A 17430-nucleotide genomic window follows, 5' to 3' on the forward strand; every position below is an offset into this window, starting at 1 on the left:
CCTTCCGCTGTGCTCAGGCACGAAACTTAAGTTCTTATTTAAGCTAACACGCAGGCTATGATGTAATGTCCCCTAAAATGAGACAGATTTAAGTTGCAAACTTCCAGAATAGCTGCCTAAATTCTATATAAGATCTACACCTCAACGCGGAGTGGATACGCTCCGCGTTGTAAAATTTTATCTACATAGTAATCGTTTTTTCGGCCTGAAAGAACCCCATTTGTCTTGCCGCAGCATATTTTTGTTAAATCAATCGCCAAGAGACGGTCAGACTCATTAACATGCACTGTGCCACGCTGGACTGTACATCGTTTGGAGGGCACATCTTCCGGAGTTGTCACAAAGATCTCCTCCTCTTGACTAATTTTTACCGGGCAAGTGGCCGGAAGTCATTGACTCACTCTTGGGGAACGGGATAACGGAATATAAAATTTGCTTATTTACTTAGGATATTATTACTATTTTGAAAAAAAGTAAAATTCTATTTACAAAATTGTAAATAGAATTTTACTTCTTGTAAATAGAATTTGAACAAAAATATCCAAATATTTAGAAAAAATACTTATTTTATTGCTTTTTTTAGTTGGCATTATATTTGCTTATATATGAGATAGCTGCAGCTAAAAAAAATGGTAATAAGCTTTGAAGGGGAGAGTTAAATGAAGTGGAGAGATGAAACTTTGAGGGAATATTACAGCAAATATGAAAAGGTAAACATAGAAAATCATCAAGGATGGTTTGATGTTTACCGGCTGCCGGGAGATGTATTTGCAATCTCTGAGCCGCAACATTTTCAAGAAGTTAACGCTTACTTAATCATAGGACAGGATCGGAGCCTGCTATTTGATACTGGTATGGGAATCTGTGACATTAGGGCAGTTGTCAGGGAACTTTATCAGGGGGAGGTTGAGGTGGTGAATAGTCATTTTCACTTTGACCATATCGGGGATAATTATAAATTCGATGAAGTGCATATTTTTGATGATCCTTATGCAAAGGCAATAGCTGAAACTGGACTAGGAAAAGAAGGCTTAGGAAATCAATTGGATCAGGATATGTTTTTGTACGATTATCCAAAGGGCTTTGAGCCTAATAAATTTAAAATTCTACCTTATAAAACAAAGTTGATTACTGGTGGGCACAGATTTGACTTAGGAAATAGGAGCCTGGAGGTTATTCATACGCCGGGACACACCAATGACAGCATTATGCTATTTGATGGCAGAAATAAAATCCTTTTTACAGGAGATACCTTTTATTTAGGAGCTTTATACGCTCATTTCGACTGTAAAGAGTTTGGAAAATCAAATATAGAGGAATTTTATAAAACAATGAATGGTCTCTTGGAAAGATGCCCTGATGTTAAAGCCCTTTATTGCTCACACAATGATTTTATCGTAGATCCGATTAAAATTTATGAAACGGCAGTGGCTTTGAAAAATATAATGAGTAACTATGCAGATACCGCAGCTGAGACAAAAGCGGCTCATACCTATCTTGAGGATGGAACTAAATTGAGGGAATACGGATTTAATGGATTCTCGATAATTGTAAAGAGTTAGTTTTGGTCCGACGATATTAAAACAGCTTGGATAAAATGAAGGAGGATAGTAAATGGAAAGACTCTTTAAGTTGTCAGTTTTTGTTCCCGTTCTCGTAGTGTCCCTTATTACAACCGCATTCGCCGGCGGCACGGCGGGATCCGCTCCAGCGACTACCGGTTCTTATAACGTAGACCAATCAAATGTAAAAAAAATGATGGATAGATATGTAAACAAAGCTTATACGCGCGGATTTTTCAACGGATGCATTCTTTTGGCCCAGGGCGATAAGATTTTGTATGAAAACGCAATGGGCGTGGCAGACATGGAGACAGGAAGAAAGCTCGATATCGGCACTGTTTGTGAACTCGCATCTGTCAGCAAACAGTTCACGGCAGAGGCAATTATGATGTTACACGACCGGGGCCAGCTATCGCTTTCGGATAAGCTGGAAAAATATTTTCCGGGAACTCCCTATAAGGGGATAACGATTCAAAATCTTTTAAATCATACCAGCGGGCTTCCCGACTATTCGGACTGGGTAGTGCAAAAGGCCAGTGAGCGCGGCGGTATTCCCAATAATACGATTATGGATGAATTCGTCGTGAAGTCAGGAACACCGGCGCTTTTTGCCCCTAATGCAGAATGGAGCTATTGCAATACGGGATATGCACTGCTTGCGCGCATCGTGGAAAAAGTAACGGGGAGATCTTATGGAGAATTTCTAGAAAAAAAGATATTCGAACCTGCCGGGATGGATAAAACATGCGTATACCACAGACATCTTGACGGAGATAAGATTCAAAACTACGCATATGGCTATGTCTTGGACAACGGGCAGTACATATTGCCTGATAATTCTAAAAACAACAATTTTGTTATCGTCGTGGACGGGATTGAAGGGGACGGCTGCGTTAATTCCAATGTTTATGACCTGCTCAAATGGAGCCTGGCATTACAACAGTACAAATTCTTAAGTCAAAAAAGCCAGGAAGAGATGTATAAGCCCACACGATACGGCCACGGAGAAGAATGCAGTTATGGTTATGGATGGGTTATCGGTAATGACGTGCAAATGGGACGAATTCTTACTCATTCGGGCGGATGGCCGGGATATTCTACGAGAATCTTCCGCTATACGGACAAAGACCTGACTTTGATTTATCTGATGAACAAAGATCCTTTAGATGCGTGGGGTAGGGCTACCTTCGAAGAGGGGCTTCAGGATATTGTAAAAGGACAGACGCCGAGGCCAATCAAAACATTTGATGAACTTGTGGATCATAATGATCTTGATACCTCAAAATACCCAGCTTTTTGCGGAAAGTACGAGAATGACAACGAGATAATTCTGAAGGACGGTAAACTGTATGTCGCCGGGAGGGAATTCGGTGAAACAGAGGAGCTTTTTCCTTCAATTGAGGGAGGCTTCATTACGGAAGAGGGCTGCAGTATCACCCTGGATGGCCAAAAGATGATCGTAAGTTGGAGAAGTTTGACACCATCGATATATAACAAGCTTGATTAAATAGGAAACATGTTGCCGGCCGTTAAAAGGAAGGTGGCCCACCACCAAATGCGGCCGTGGACGAACTCCTGGAGCGCATTACCAGAATCTGCAAGTTATTTTGCCATATGTTTGGCCGGACTAAAAAGGCAATATTGTCTTTAATCGTTAACGCCTGTTCAATTCCGGCAAGGAGCTTTATACTTATAAAAACCTCGGTATAAATATATCTTTATATTCGGCGTGGCTACAGCGTAGGGTCTGCGCTATACGAAACGACTGTTCTGGCATAAAGGCCTTCAATAAGGAAGCCCGTATAGACATGCCTCTTCAGGTACGGCCGGTAATATGCACTTAAAGGGCCTCACCAAACCACGCCTTACAGAATATGGGGAGAGGGTAAAGAAATGTTTGAGACTGTAATCAATAATGGACACGTAATTGACCCTGCTAGTAAAATCAGTGCTAAACTTAATATCGGGATAGCGGGAGGGAAAATCGTACATATCTCTGATGAACTTTTAGCTGGCATCAATGAAATTGACGCTAAAGGGAGGATTGTTTCTCCCGGATTTATTGATATCCATATACATGAAGATGAATATAACGAATCCAAAGATGAATGCACATTAGAAAACTCAAATGCTTTGCTGAAAATGGGTGTCACGACTGCCATTGCAGGAAATTGCGGAATTCCGACAGGCTGTGACGATCCTGTCAAATATCTGGAAGTAGTTGACAGGATAAGATTTCCAATAAATCTGGCAATGCTTTCTCCTCAGTACTCCTTAAGAAAAGCAGTTGGGATAGTTGATGAATATCAAACTGCCAGTAAAGAAGAAATTAGTACGATGGCTAACGTTTTGGAAGACCATTTAAAGCATGGCTGCTATGGAGTTTCGATGGGGATTGAATATATGCCAGGGACTAGTTCCGAAGAAATTGAAGCGATGATGAAGGTTGCATCCCGCTTTGGATGCGTAACGGCGATTCATATGAGAGACGGTGCGAAGAAGTCAATTTCATCTCTTTATGAGATGATTAAGGCTGCAGAATTGGAAAATGCAACACTGCAAATTTCTCATATTGGTAGTATGTGTGGTTATGGACAAATGGAAAGAGCTCTTGCAATAATTGACGCAAGCAGAGCAAAGGGACTAAATATATCATTTGATTGCTATCCTTACGCTGCATATTGCACTGATATAGGCTCTGCTGCCTTTGATGATGGTTTTATGGAAGGCTATGAACTTTCAGATGATGGCTATTTTAGGCTTGAAGTCGCTATCGGAAAATATGCCGGAACTCGATGCACCAAAGAACTTTTTATGAAACTGAGAGAATCTGAGCCGAACACCTTATTAATAGGCCATCTGATGAATGAGAATGAAGTAGACATGGCACTATCCCATCCGGCCTGTATTATCGGAAGTGACGTGGATTTTATTAACGGACAGGGTCATCCGAGGGGGATTGGAACTTTCCCTAGATTTATTAGTGAGCATGTAAAAAATAAAAAGTTATTAAGCATTGAACAAGCGCTTGAAAAAATGACATTCCTTCCGGCTCAAAGATACGGTCTTCCTAAGGGAACTCTGAAAGTTGGATCAGACGCCGATATTACAATATTTGATTTGAATAAAATTAAAGATCAAGCCACCTACCAAAACCCGCTAAGAGAACCAGAAGGGATAGACCTTGTATTGATGGGGGGCAAAGTAGCCCTAAGACAGTCTGCGATAGTTAATGGAAAACTAGGGAAAACCATTAGAAAATAAGACGCACAAATTGTGCGGTGAGCCGGCGCTAGAGCGTCGATTGGCGACGACTGCAGCCATGCTGGGATATGACCAGCCAGGGGGAATTTTGCGGGTGAGTATGACGGGCTAGGGCTCAACCTACGCCAAGGCTTTTCCGGCGACCAATTAAGCTGGGTATCCCTGGATTGGGCATACCTCTTATAAAAAAAGAAGGAATGATGAAATTGAAGAAAAGCAAGATAGTTCTCAGTTTCGATAAAATGCTAATCGCCTCCATTGTGGGATTCGCGCAGTGCGCCATCTTTATGTTTCCATATGTAACCTTTGGTTTTTATAAACCGCTGCAGGATTCGTTGCAGTGCACCAATGAACAGCTTGGTTTTCTCATGTCTTTAATGGGTATCATGGCAGTATTATGCTTTTTACCAGGCGGTTGGGTCGCCGATAGAGTCAATCCTAAAAAACTGATAATATCCGGCTTGGTGATAACCGGCATTTGTGTCTTCGTTTGCACTATTTTTGTCAACTATACCGTATATTGCGCCATGTGGATAATCATGAGCATCGCCGGCGCTTTGCTGTACTGGTCGGCGGGAATGAAAATCGTAAGAGTGAATACTGATCCTGATGAGCAGGGCAAGGCATACGGTTATTTTTATTGCGTCAACAATTTGTGCACGGCCGGCGCCAATGCCGTCGGTTCGGCTCTGTTGGTAGCCTTCAGTGCAAGCGTGTTGCTTGGCTTCAAGTATTACATAATTTTCCTCGGTGCACTTAACTTCGTTGCCGCTATCATCGTCTGGAAATGGGTGCCCCTGCATCAAATCTCAAAAGTAAAAACGGACGCGGACGAAAATGACGATGGAAAAATATGCTTGAAAGATCTGAAATATGTTTTGACGCGCAAAGAAACCTGGCTGTTCGCATTCGTTATGTTTTGTCTGTATGGAATGACAAACATTGTAACTTACTTTACCCCTTATTTTAGTGATGTGATGAATCTCAGCGTCGCGTCGGCGGCAATTATTTTTACGGTAACCGGGCCGCTCGGCGCTTTTTGCGGACCGATCATGGGTACGATTGCCGACTGGTTCGGCTCAACGCTCAAAGCTATTGTCTGGGTGACGCTGCTGACGCTGGTGCTATTGCTCGTCATGGTCTTCGTCGATACTCTGACCCTAACCGAAGCCATCGCCATTGATGCTGCAGTATCAGCCATCAGCGTAGGCATCTATTCCATTGGTTTCGCGGCGATAGAAGAAATCGGAATGGAAAGGCGGGTTGCCGGCACTTGCATCGGTGTGGCCTCAGTCATCGGTTATTGCCCGGACGTTTTCATGTTCGCCATGTACGGCAAGTGGCTTGATATTTATGAAAATGCCGGTTACAAATATATCTTTATATTCGGCGTGACTACGGCGGCCGTTGCTGTGGTCTGCGCCAGCTGGTTGTTCCTCATCGCGAAGAAGAAGAAATTATCGGTGTTGAAACAAACGAACGTCCTACATAAAGACGTTCCCGCCTAGAATGCGCCTTCTTTTCACCGCAGTATCCGTCTTCTGCAGGCAGTGGCTAATTATCAGTAATAGTGTGCCTTAAGGAGGAGTTATATGGCTAAAAAATATAAATATCCGATACTTCAGATTAATTTAGATTATATCTACGATAATTCAAAAAAGCTTGTTGATTTGTGTAATCAAAATGGAATTTGTATATCAGGAGTTGTAAAAGGTTTTAATGGTGATCCTAAAATAGCAGAAGAACTTGTAAAAGCAGGCTGTGAACATATAGCCAGTGCTCGGCTGGAACAGCTAATTAAACTCAAAAAGCATGGTATAGCCAAGCAAACAATGCTTGTTAGGATTCCAATGCTCAGTGAACTTGAAGATATGGTAGGCAATGTAGATATTAGTCTTAATTCGGAGTGGGAAACCGTAGAAAACATTGAAATAATATGCAAAAAGAAAAAGGTGATCCATAAGGTAGTTTTAATGTGTGATGTTGGAGACTTACGTGAAGGATTTTTTAATACTGAAGAGCTTATTAATCTTGCACTATATATTGAGAATAGTCTTCAATATGTAAAACTTTATGGAATAGGTACAAATATAGGTTGCTACGGGTCAATTAACCCAAGCGTAGAAAACCTTAGTCAACTTTGTCTTGTAGCTGAGGAAATAGAGAAAAAAATAGGCAGAAACCTGGAACTTGTTTCAGGCGGAGCTACTACCTCGCTAACTTTACTATTGGAAGGAAAAATGCCTACAAAAATCAATAATTTAAGGATCGGAGAAGCTATACTTGTGAATCGGGATTTACAGGATTTAAGGAAGTTCAATATTGAAGGCTTACATCAGGATAATTTTATTTTGAATGCGCAAATAGTTGAAGTAAAGGATAAGCCCAGTTATCCTATAGGTGAAATATTTTTCGATGCTTTTGGAAACAAGCCTGTATATACTGATCGTGGTATAAGAAAAAGGGCGATCCTAGCTGTAGGAAAGCAGGATATAGGAGATCATGATAAGCTAATACCGATGCTTAATGGTATTCAGATAATAGGAAGCAGCAGTGACCATATGATAGTAGATATACAAGATTGTAAGCAAAACATCAAAGTAGGAGATGTTTTGGAATTTATGATGCAGTATCCGCCAATGCTTTATTTGACTGCATCAAAAAATGTAAAAAAAATCTATAAAAAAAACAAAAGGTAAATAATAAGAAAACACATTAGATGGACCTGATTTTGATTATTTATAGTTCCAATTCTGTTAAAGAAATTGGATGGAGGAAAAGAAATGTTAAATAGAGATAAATTTGCTAAAAATAGCGGAGCATGGTGTAATTTAAACAAGCCAGAAATAAATGAAAAGGATGCAGATATCGTTATTTTTGGGATTCCTTTTGGCGAAGGAGTTAGTTACCGTTCTGAAACCACTGAAAAAGTCAATAAATAAGCAATCTTCCCTCCATTATGGTAAAATATAACTGTAGATGTTTGCCGGAATGGAGGGATTTGCTTTGCTTAGACATGTGCCTCAACAATTAAGTATATATAGCGTGCTCTATGACAAAATTCCCAACGACCATATTCTGAAGACTATCGCAGCCAATGTTGATTTTAGTTTCATTAACGATTTACTGAAGGATTCATATTGTAAGCACCTGGGGCGGCCTGCTAAAGAGCCGGAAATGCTAGCAAAGTTACTTATCTTGCAATATCTATATAACTTATCCGATGTCAAAGTCATTGAAGAAGCTAGACTAAACTTAGCTTATATGTGGTTTTTGGGACTAAATCCCGAAGATGATTTGCCAGAAGCCAGTCTACTTACCAAGTTTAGGAGACATAGATTAAAAGAAACAAGTGTCGATGATATTATTCAGGAAGTAGTCCGCCAGTGTATAGAAAAAGGTATTATTAATGGGACCGGCCTGAGCATTGACGCCACTCATGCCAATGCAAATACAATAAAAAAAGTGCCAGAAAGAATCATGAAGCATCTAGCCAGAAGAATCATAAAAGCTATTGAGGAAGAAAACGGAGAAATCCCATCTGAGCTAATTGGCGAAGTTCCTAACTACAAGCTCAGATAGCAGCACTACTATCCTTTTGTGGCCATGTGTTTGGGAAACAGATGGCCAATTTTATAGCATATTGCAGATTGACTCCGCTATTTATGCAGATAAGCTAAAAAAACATGGATATATCAGTGGTTTCGAACGTCCCCTGACTTATTTCTTAGATAATATGGAGGATACATATGAATGATTTTTCGATAGTTTCCAAATGGCTGGATAAAATATTATCTCAAGAACTCCCCAAGGGAATAATAGCATTTAATTTTAATATATATGAAGGCTCGAATGGAACTTACGATGTACAATTAACTGGTTCAGATGAATTCGAGAAAATGATGAGGATTGGGCTTGTTCTGATTATTATACATCAGGAGAAGATATTTGTTATATCAAAAGAACTAAGGAAATTGAGCAGTGGGAACAGGGCTTAAGCTTTATCACAAAGTTAGTTGAACAATATCTCATAGAGGGAAGAAATGCTGACATCCTCAGAAGTGCATGTGCAATAGGCATTGGTTTTGTGGATGGGGATATCGATATAATCTATAGTGCCAAATAATGTATCATTCAATAGCAAGATCAGGGTGGATTTGTCGAGGCGCGGATCGCCCCTTCTCCCAGAATGTAAATCAAAGAATATAGATGAGTCACGGAACATCCCTGTAATATGTAGGGGACTGTTCCGTGACTCATGCAGGTTCTAAGTTCTCTAGGGGAATCCATCCCTCATCAGAATTCAGTGTTCTTATACACCAGATCCAACCATTAATTTGTTTGATACCAATTACAGTTTCGTTTAGATCAACATTTAATTCTTTAGCAGTATAGTCATCTAGTGCTAACCCCAATCCTGTTTCGTTTTTCAAGCCGGTAAGTTGCTTCGGAACCCATCCTTGCTTGTTATCTAAAGATGTGCAAAGATACCAATTATCCCAGTTTTCGGGTCCATTGTATTTTTCGCCAATGCTGATTTGTTGTCCCTTGGTCAATGTAATCGGATCAGGATATTCCGTCCTGTGAGCTTTAATTACTCGATATATTATATGAAAACCTCCTCGTGAGTGTCCCTCTTCGTCATTTGAGTGTTTCCCCTGTTTTTTCCGTGAAGCTCTGAATTCATCGTGTACAGGTCGGACATTCGGTATAATACCATGAGAGCCGCCGACCACAGGAACATGTCCATTGTTGTCGTTGAATTTCAAGCCATTGTTCCTCGCCCACTTTTTGTAACAATAAAAGATTGTCTATCACTGTACTATGATGCGGCACTCCGTCATTGTTAAGTTGCTTCACTTTGGGGCAAGGAAATTCGTTACAAAGCCCACAATGGTTTATTTGGTTTTTCTGTGCACAATCGCGAATATTGCATTGACCACATATGTTTTCCAACTTACACCCAGGGCAAGATAAATCAAACGACTTATTTTTATACTGATCATATCCTGTCGGCATTTTCAGTACATGGTCAAAATCAGCATCATCAACCGCCAACTTGAAGCTGCACGCCCCGCAATATAGTCCGCAGTAGGCGACTAACTCTCTCTTCAATAGTATACCTCCTCATATAATAGTATTAAATCCACTGGATAGCATAATTTCCAGTAGGGAAGCCCGTCCAGGGAACCGGCCGACGCCGTTATCGCGGATAGATAAAACTAAGTTTTACTATATCCATTATATAACAAATATAAATAGTAACACATAAAAAGTAAGATATTCATAAATATAGCTAAGTGCATTCTCAGCCTTGATTTCTTTTTTACTGGCTTATATGCCTCCGGCTCATTTAAGAGAAGAAATTATTCAGAATTTTAAATTATATTTCTTAGAACTTGAAAACTTACTAAATAAATTATTTTTAAATACAAAGGCTTTTTCAGCAAAGGCCGAAAGAGCTACCCTTTCTTATATGACCTTGCTCGATGGACTATTTGCGGGCATTATATATGGCGGCATTGACTCCTGGGAAATATATTGGAATGGTTTATTGAATGACTAAATTCTAAAAAATTGGATTTAACATTCGATAGGGGGAATTATGTGTGAAAGAAAATAAAGTTTCTGAAAAAAATACTTATATTATTTTAATTTCTGCACTTATTTCAATTATTGGATGTGTTACACTAAAAATATTTTTATTTTACGGTTTTCTTATAAGTATAATTATTGCTTTTGGCCTGCTTATAAAAAGTGGATTTTCCCTAATTGAACTTTTACATATGATCAAAAGTGGGCTCTATGAATGCAAAGCTCTGTTTATTTTAATAGCATTAATTGGTGCTATGATTTCTATATGGATGGCTTCAGGAGTTATACCAACAATGCTATACTATGGACTGAAATATATGCAGAACACGAATTTTTTATTTGCGGCTTTTGTTCTTATATCAATAGTTTCAATATTTATGGGTACAGCACTTGGAACTATAAGCAGTGTTGGAATTGCATTATTAGGCTTAGCAAATATATTTGGAATACCTAATTATATCCTTTTAGGGGCTATAGTTTCAGGAGCCTTTATAGCAGATAAAAGTTCTCCGTTATCAGGTCTTTTTAATCTTGCACTTGAAACTGTAAAAATAAGTTATAAAGAAGCTTTAATATCCATACTAAAGACATTACTGCCAGCATTTTTTATATCAGGATTACTATATTATTTTATCGGGGAACAATATAATTTGGTTCTTTCAAATGATAATATATTTAATTTTGTATCGGCTATTGATAGTAACTTTGTTATTTCACCATTATTATTACTTTTGCCCTTAAGCATTATAATTATGTCCTTTTTAGGAATGAAAATGGTAGAAGCAGTAGCTTTAGCATTAGTTGCTGGAATAATTGTTTCTATTAGTTTGCAGAACGCGAACTTTAATGATATTATTCTTGCCATGTTTACTGGTTTTAGTGTAACTACTAATTCTATTGAATTAAATAAAATATTAGTTAGTGGCGGTATTGTGTCCATGATATCGATATTGCTTATAATAGCAGGTGCAATCAGCCTAAGCAGCATATTTCAAGAAACCGGTCTTATAATACCTATAATTAGAAGAATAACGCAAAAAATTAAATTACGTGAAGACCTAATTTTAAAGACAGGATTAATAAGTGGTGTATTGACAACAATAAGTGACCAAAGTGTTGGTATAATACTACCAGGGAAACTTTTAAGTGATAAGTATAGAGAATTAGGAATTGAAAATACTACTTTGACTAGAACTATAGCAGATACAGGAACAATTATCGCACCACTTATTCCATGGAATGCTAATTCCTTATTTATTTTTACAATAACGGGAATTTCAACTATGGAATATGCGCCATATACGGTGTTATGCTATCTTTCACCCATGATCACATTTATTTTTGCCTATCTGTATAGTTTTAAAAGTGGAAAAAGACCAAGAAGGCATGAAATATAATAGATAGGGGACAGGGGAGAGGTCGTTTGTCCCGAAAAATACGGAAAATGGTGAGTCAAGGAACCGTCCCCTGACTCACCTGACTCACGTTAATTAGAGGTTGATGGGATTGACTCAAGCGGCAATACGGATAAGGTAAAGATTTATCAAGCAGACTTTTTATCAGTAGTAAGATGACTGTTCATAAGCTGCCAATATTGGCTTTGGACATGAAGTTTCTTAAGACAGAGTATGGTGTGCCAATTGAAGGCCTTATAGGATATAATTTCCTCAAATATTTCGCAGTAACCCTTGATTATAAAAAAAACCAAGTGGTATTATCATATTGGAGAAGGCATATTTATTATCCTTTTCCTGCACCGAATGGGATTATTAAAATAAAAGGAGCCATATTCCAATCCCCGGACTTTTTGAAGTCCGGGGATTATTTTTATACAAAAAAGGAACCGCCGTACTAATTTTTTTAGTGCGATAGCTCCTTTAAATGTAAGCAAACTACGAATTAACAGACATTGTTATTAATACGCCTATTCTTTCGGGAAAAGTTCCAGGTAAATTTCTAAAACACGATAAAATGTATCTAAATCTTCAACAGTACATTTTTTTAACAAAGCATCAGTAGTACTGCTAATATCAGCAATATCATAAAGTTTATGGGCTCTTGATAAAGCTTTACCTTGTTCAGTAGGATACAATAGCAATTCTTTATTGTTTTTTTCTCGTTTTGCTTTGTAAATATACCCAGCTTTTTCTAGAGATTTTACTGTCTGAGATATAGCAGACCGGGTGCGGTTACGTTTTTTTGAAAGTTGAGAAATAGTGACTCCAGGTTCGTGTTCAATCGAAGTCAGGATATGAACTTCTGGCATACTGATAAAAATACCAGTGCCATAATCCTTAGCTTCCTGCATGTATTTGTTATAGTAGTATACAAAATCATATAATTTTTCAGCACGCACGTTTAAAGTTTTATATAAAAAATCTAAGGATTCTAAGTCTTTCTGTATTGATTGACGCTCCATATTGTACAACCTCCCTATATCATCAAGCAGTATAGCATGGTTAATGAAAACTAGACAAGAATTTATTTTATGAAGTTGTTTTATAAAGAAAATAAAATAAATTATTTTTAGTTAAGCAACTTAACAAAAAATGTTGAAAAAATTAAAAAACATAGCGTTTTTTTGTTGAAAATGATAATTTTATGTGATATAAATATAAATATAGTTAAGCTGCTTAACAATAAAAAGGAGGCTGTTTATAAAAATGAATGAATTTGTGAAAAAGTATGCGGTTGATCGTTACAAAACAAATTCCTTAAAATGGGATGCCTTGGATGTACGTTTCGGTGATCCAGATTTGCTTTCTATGTGGGTAGCAGATATGGAATTCCAAACTAGTGAAAAAGTCATTGAGGCTATGGTAGAACGCTGCAGACACGGGGTATTTGGATATTCCTATATTCCGGATGATTATTTTAAAGCATTCTCACATTGGATGGAAAAAAGACATGGATTTCCCATCGAGAAAGAATGGGTCAGATTTTCCACAGGTGTAGTAACTACATTGTACTGGATGATAAATGCTTTTACGAAGCCGGGAGATGCCTGCATGATTCTTACTCCAGTATACTATCCATTTCATAATGCGGTAAAAGACACCAAAAGAAAACTGATTACTGTAGATTTGGTAAATAATAATGGCTATTTCACAATTGACTTTGCCGCAGTTGAAAAAGCAATTATAGAAAATGAAGTGAAGTTGTTTATTCAGTGTTCGCCACATAACCCTGCGGGAAGAGTATGGACAGAAGAAGAACTGGATAAAATCATGGGTATTTGTAAAAAGCATAATGTACTTGTTGTTAGTGATGAAATTCATCAGGACATTATCATTGGAGATAAAAAGTTTATTCCGGCGGGAATTGTAGGTAACGGGAAGTACCGGAATAATCTTGTAACTGTTTCTTCGGCGTCTAAGACATTTAATCTGGCTGGATTGCTTCATAACCATATCGTAATATGCGATGAAAAAATAAGAGAAAGATATGATGAATATGCAAAAACGGTAAATCAGTCAGAAGTGAATGTCATGGGCGCTACAGCTACTCAGGCTGCTTATACTTATGGCGAAGAATGGTTGGAACGTGTATTAGAGATAGTTAAAGGCAATTACCAGTATTTAAAAGAAGAACTAGGTAAAAAAGCTCCTGAAATTGTGGTAACTACCTTGGAGGGGACGTATCTGGTTCTGTTGGATTTACGTAAATATATTAATCCGGAAGATACTAAAATCTTTATCCAGGACAAATGCCGTCTAGCAGTCGATTTTGGAGAATGGTTTGGAGCGAATTATCAAGGATTCGTAAGATTAAATCTGGCAACAGACCCTAAATATGTAAAAAAAGCAGTTGCCAATATTATAGATGAAATCAAAAGACTGTAATTAAAAGATTAATTTACAGAGAGGAATTATATAAGATGACATTTTTAAAAAACAATAAATCATCGTTTTTCTTATTGGGAAGTATGGTTATAGGTGCTGTGATAGGTGCTGTCTGGGGACCAGGTGCTGCGCTATTGCAGCCTCTAGCCGACTTGTTTTTGAATTTGTTGTACTGCGTTGTGGTTCCTATGATTTTTATCAGCTTAGTTTCATCTATTGCTAACATGAAAAGTTTGCAGAAGCTAGGCAAAGTGTTAAGCATAATGATGATTTTATTCATCATTACCCAGGTGTTTGCTTCGGTGTACATGGTTGGCGTATGTGCTGTCTTTGAGCCGGGTAAAGGTGCTGTGATCAATATGACTGAGGAAGTAAAGGATATGAGCAGCAGTACCAATATTCTTGCTATGTTTACAGTAAATGATTTTTCACTTCTCTGGTCACGTAAGAATCTAATGGCACTGATTGTATTTAGTATGATGGTTGGTATTGCACTTCTGGCACTGGGCGAAAAAGGTAAGAATCTGGTTGCTTTGTTTGACGAAGGTACACAGTTGATTATGAAAGTGGTCGGATATGTAATGAAGATCGCTCCGCTAGGTCTGGGCGCACTTTTTGCTACATTAGTAGGGCAGTATGGTAGTGAATTTACCGGTTCTCTGGCTAAAACCTTGATTGTATATTTTGCAGCAGCAGTTGCTTATTATTTTATATCCAATACTCTGTTTGCGTATATCGGAGGCGGAACAGAAGGTGTAAGAAGATATTACAGATATTGTATACCTCCCACATTGACATCATTAGGGACGTGTTCATCAGCAGCTTCTATTCCGGTCAATTTAACAGCAGCTACTAAATGTGGTATTTCTAACGATGTAAGGGATTTGGTAATTCCGTTAGGAGCAAACTTGCATAAAGATGGCGCATGTTTGATTACTATACTCAAAATTTCCTTTATGTGCAGTGTGTTAGGTATTAACTTCATGGATCCAGCGCTTATATTTAAAGCAGTTGTTTGTGCTACGCTTGCTTCTATGGTTATGGGGGCAATTCCTGCTGGTGGGTATGTCGGAGAATTGTTCATCATTTCAATGTTCGGCTTTCCAGCTGTATCCATTCCAGTCATGGTCTTAATCGGTACAATTACTGATGCACCTGCTACCGCAATTAATGTTACTGGCGATTTAAGTGGTGCAATGATTATAGAACGATATACAAATGGTGAGGATTGGCTAAAAGAAGTACCTGCATCTTCAGAAGTTTGATTTTACTGAGCTATGCTGCGTAACACCCGATAGATTAATCGTTGTCTTCGAGAGATAAAGACTAGTAGAAGAAAATAACCTCTGTTTTGGATAACAACAGAGGTTATTTTCTACGGTCTGAAGCAAACTGCAAAGGTAGTTTGCTTATTTTTTTTATTTTAATTCTTTGTTAAAGAGCGTAAATTGATGAACTATAAAGGGATATGCTTTTAAGCATTAGTATAAGCCCCGTCTTCTTCTAGTTTTAATGAACCTTTAGCTGGCGTTTTAAACGTTGGTATTCCAAATATTATCGCCACTACTGAGGCAACGCCTAGCAGATATGGATAACAAAGATATTTCATTATTAAAAATGGTGAAATGGCTGCAAGACTGGAAGCAACCAAAAGTTGGGCACCATAAGGTATACATCCTTGTATAAAGCAAGCAAAAGTATCTAAAAGGCTGGCAGTTTTTCTTCTATCTACACCATAGTTTTCAGATAAATCTTTAGCTAGTGAACCAACTATAATTATAGAAACAGTGTTATTAGCAGTACATAAATCTACTAAACTAACTAATACACCAATACCAAATTCAGCCCCTTTCTTGGAGCGAATTCTTTTTCGTATTGCATTTAATATAAAGTCTATACCACCATTGAATTTTATTAATTCACCTATACCACCTATTAGTATGGATATGATAGATATGTCCTCCATATTGGCAATACCTTTTAAACAAAGTTGAAATACTGTAAATATATCAAAGGAACCATAAATAATACCTATGATAGATGCTAATACGATACCGCCAACTAAGACTAAGACTACGTTTAAGCCTGTTAAAGCTACTGCAAGTACAGCAATGTAAGGTAATATTTTAATAAATTGAAAGTCATAAGTTCCTGTGGAATTGACTTCCATACCTAAAGTTAGAAATGCATATATAAATAATGTTATGATAGCTGCAGGCGATACTATCTTTAAATTAGCTTTAAATTTATCTACCATTTCGCAATCTTGGGTTTTAGTAGCAGCTACAGTAGAATTTGATATCATGGATAGACCATCACCAAACATAGCGCCACTAACTACAGCAGCAATTAAAAATCCTATAGGCAAACCTGTTTTTTCTGCTATTCCAACTGCAATAGGTGCTAGCGTTACTATTGTGCCAACAGAAGTTCCCAGTGACATGGATAAAAAAGAACCAATTACAAATATACCGGCTACTATAAAGCTATGTGGAAAAATAGTCAGTCCTAAATTTACAGTAGAATCTACAGCTCCCATAGCTTTGCTGACTTCAGCAAAAGCACCTGCCAAAATAAAAATTAAACACATAAGTATGATACTAGAATCTCCAGCACCTTTGCAAAATCTTTCGACTTTTAGATCGATAGGTATTTTTTTGTTTTGCAGTATGGCTATGGTGGATGCAATGATTAGCGCTACAACCACGGGCATTTTATAAAAGTCCTTCATTACAAGTGAAACACCAAGAAATAGTACCATGAATACCACTAACGGTAGTAAGGCTATAGCATTGCCCTTTTTTTCATTCATTAATCTGAAAACCTCCTCAAGTAATTTATATAAATTTCAAAATATTGAATATGCACGTATTATGCCAAAAGATTTAAAAGTTGAAATAGCTTGAATTTTAGAAAAAAACAGACGGAGAATGTAAATCTTTTGAACCGCTTTACCAATTAAAGCGTAAAAATATATTTACAACTGTAAAAATATATTTACAAAATCTGTTATGACAATACACAATCTGGCAATTTGTTACTTAATTTTAGCATTATTGTGTTTTTGACTGCAGATTATGTCATTCAAAAAGCCGTTACCATGACACATGTCAATCGGTAACGGCTTTAACTTACCAATCAATATCAATGTAGAGTAGATAAAAAAA

General features: G+C 37.7%; 16 protein-coding genes and 1 pseudogene. 12 read left to right on the top strand and 5 right to left on the bottom strand.

The genetic code is table 11. From position 1 onward, the window contains the following. Positions 1-134 precede the first annotated feature (134 nt). Entirely contained in the window at positions 135-341 is a 207-nt protein-coding gene (locus SRRS_RS07235; protein ID WP_371367565.1) for a hypothetical protein, read from the bottom strand. 318 nt (positions 342-659) lie between these two features. Between SRRS_RS07235 and SRRS_RS07240 the strand changes: the two genes are divergently transcribed. The 8 genes and pseudogenes from SRRS_RS07240 (at position 660) to SRRS_RS07275 (ending at position 8824) form a co-directional block, all read left to right on the top strand. Next, complete coding sequence (locus SRRS_RS07240; RefSeq protein ID WP_371367567.1) at positions 660-1562, top strand: MBL fold metallo-hydrolase; 903 nt, start codon at positions 660-662, stop codon at positions 1560-1562. Between the two features lie 52 nt (positions 1563-1614). After that, positions 1615-3069 carry a serine hydrolase domain-containing protein gene (locus SRRS_RS07245; protein ID WP_371367569.1) on the top strand — a complete coding sequence of 485 codons (1455 nt, stop codon included), beginning with the start codon at positions 1615-1617 and terminating at the stop codon, positions 3067-3069. A 386-nt stretch (positions 3070-3455) separates the two neighbouring features. After that, positions 3456-4826, top strand: coding sequence for an amidohydrolase family protein (locus SRRS_RS07250; protein ID WP_371367571.1), 1371 nt, complete (start codon positions 3456-3458; stop codon positions 4824-4826). 206 nt (positions 4827-5032) lie between these two features. Next, positions 5033-6334: an MFS transporter gene (locus tag SRRS_RS07255; RefSeq protein WP_371367572.1), complete on the top strand. Its 1302-nt coding sequence runs from the start codon at positions 5033-5035 to the stop codon at positions 6332-6334. Positions 6335-6418: 84 nt separating this feature from the next. Continuing rightward, positions 6419-7525: an alanine/ornithine racemase family PLP-dependent enzyme gene (locus tag SRRS_RS07260; RefSeq protein WP_371367574.1), complete on the top strand. Its 1107-nt coding sequence runs from the start codon at positions 6419-6421 to the stop codon at positions 7523-7525. Positions 7526-7609: 84 nt separating this feature from the next. After that, positions 7610-7768: a hypothetical protein gene (locus tag SRRS_RS07265; RefSeq protein WP_371367576.1), complete on the top strand. Its 159-nt coding sequence runs from the start codon at positions 7610-7612 to the stop codon at positions 7766-7768. 64 nt (positions 7769-7832) lie between these two features. Continuing rightward, a pseudogene (locus SRRS_RS07270) lies at positions 7833-8399 on the top strand (transposase); the annotation flags it as partial. A 176-nt stretch (positions 8400-8575) separates the two neighbouring features. Continuing rightward, positions 8576-8824, top strand: a complete 249-nt coding sequence (locus SRRS_RS07275; RefSeq protein ID WP_371367578.1) for a hypothetical protein — start codon at positions 8576-8578, stop codon at positions 8822-8824. Positions 8825-9082: 258 nt separating this feature from the next. Here the strand turns inward: SRRS_RS07275 and SRRS_RS07280 are convergent, their stop codons facing one another. Further along, entirely contained in the window at positions 9083-9595 is a 513-nt protein-coding gene (locus SRRS_RS07280; RefSeq protein WP_371367580.1) for an SH3 domain-containing protein, read from the bottom strand. Continuing rightward, positions 9510-9941 (bottom strand): DUF3795 domain-containing protein, encoded by a 432-nt coding sequence (locus SRRS_RS07285; RefSeq protein WP_371367582.1) that lies wholly within the window; start codon positions 9939-9941, stop codon positions 9510-9512. The genes SRRS_RS07280 and SRRS_RS07285 overlap by 86 nt, the downstream gene beginning before the upstream one ends. Before the next feature lie 199 nt (positions 9942-10140). Between SRRS_RS07285 and SRRS_RS07290 the strand changes: the two genes are divergently transcribed. Beyond that, the gene (locus SRRS_RS07290) at positions 10141-10392 is read left to right on the top strand and encodes a hypothetical protein (protein ID WP_371367584.1); all 252 of its coding nucleotides are present in this window, start codon (positions 10141-10143) and stop codon (positions 10390-10392) included. A gap of 43 nt (positions 10393-10435) precedes the next feature. Continuing rightward, positions 10436-11818, top strand: a complete 1383-nt coding sequence (locus tag SRRS_RS07295; protein ID WP_371367586.1) for a Na+/H+ antiporter NhaC family protein — start codon at positions 10436-10438, stop codon at positions 11816-11818. A 527-nt stretch (positions 11819-12345) separates the two neighbouring features. Here the strand turns inward: SRRS_RS07295 and SRRS_RS07300 are convergent. Further along, complete coding sequence (locus SRRS_RS07300) at positions 12346-12840, bottom strand: MarR family winged helix-turn-helix transcriptional regulator (protein ID WP_371367587.1); 495 nt, start codon at positions 12838-12840, stop codon at positions 12346-12348. A 244-nt stretch (positions 12841-13084) separates the two neighbouring features. Here SRRS_RS07300 and SRRS_RS07305 point away from each other — a divergent pair, with 244 nt between their 5' ends. Together SRRS_RS07305 and SRRS_RS07310 are read left to right on the top strand one after the other, a co-directional pair. After that, positions 13085-14263 (top strand): MalY/PatB family protein, encoded by a 1179-nt coding sequence (locus SRRS_RS07305; RefSeq protein WP_371367589.1) that lies wholly within the window; start codon positions 13085-13087, stop codon positions 14261-14263. 35 nt (positions 14264-14298) lie between these two features. Further along, entirely contained in the window at positions 14299-15528 is a 1230-nt protein-coding gene (locus SRRS_RS07310) for a dicarboxylate/amino acid:cation symporter (RefSeq protein WP_371367591.1), read from the top strand. A 209-nt stretch (positions 15529-15737) separates the two neighbouring features. Here SRRS_RS07310 and SRRS_RS07315 read toward each other — a convergent pair whose 3' ends face one another. Continuing rightward, positions 15738-17075 (bottom strand): Na+/H+ antiporter NhaC family protein, encoded by a 1338-nt coding sequence (locus tag SRRS_RS07315; RefSeq protein ID WP_371367593.1) that lies wholly within the window; start codon positions 17073-17075, stop codon positions 15738-15740. Between the last annotated feature and the right edge of the window lie 355 nt (positions 17076-17430).

Origin of the sequence: Sporomusa rhizae (genome assembly GCF_041428845.1) — a bacterium.
In the GTDB taxonomy this organism is placed as follows: Bacteria; Bacillota; Negativicutes; order Sporomusales; family Sporomusaceae; genus Sporomusa; species Sporomusa rhizae.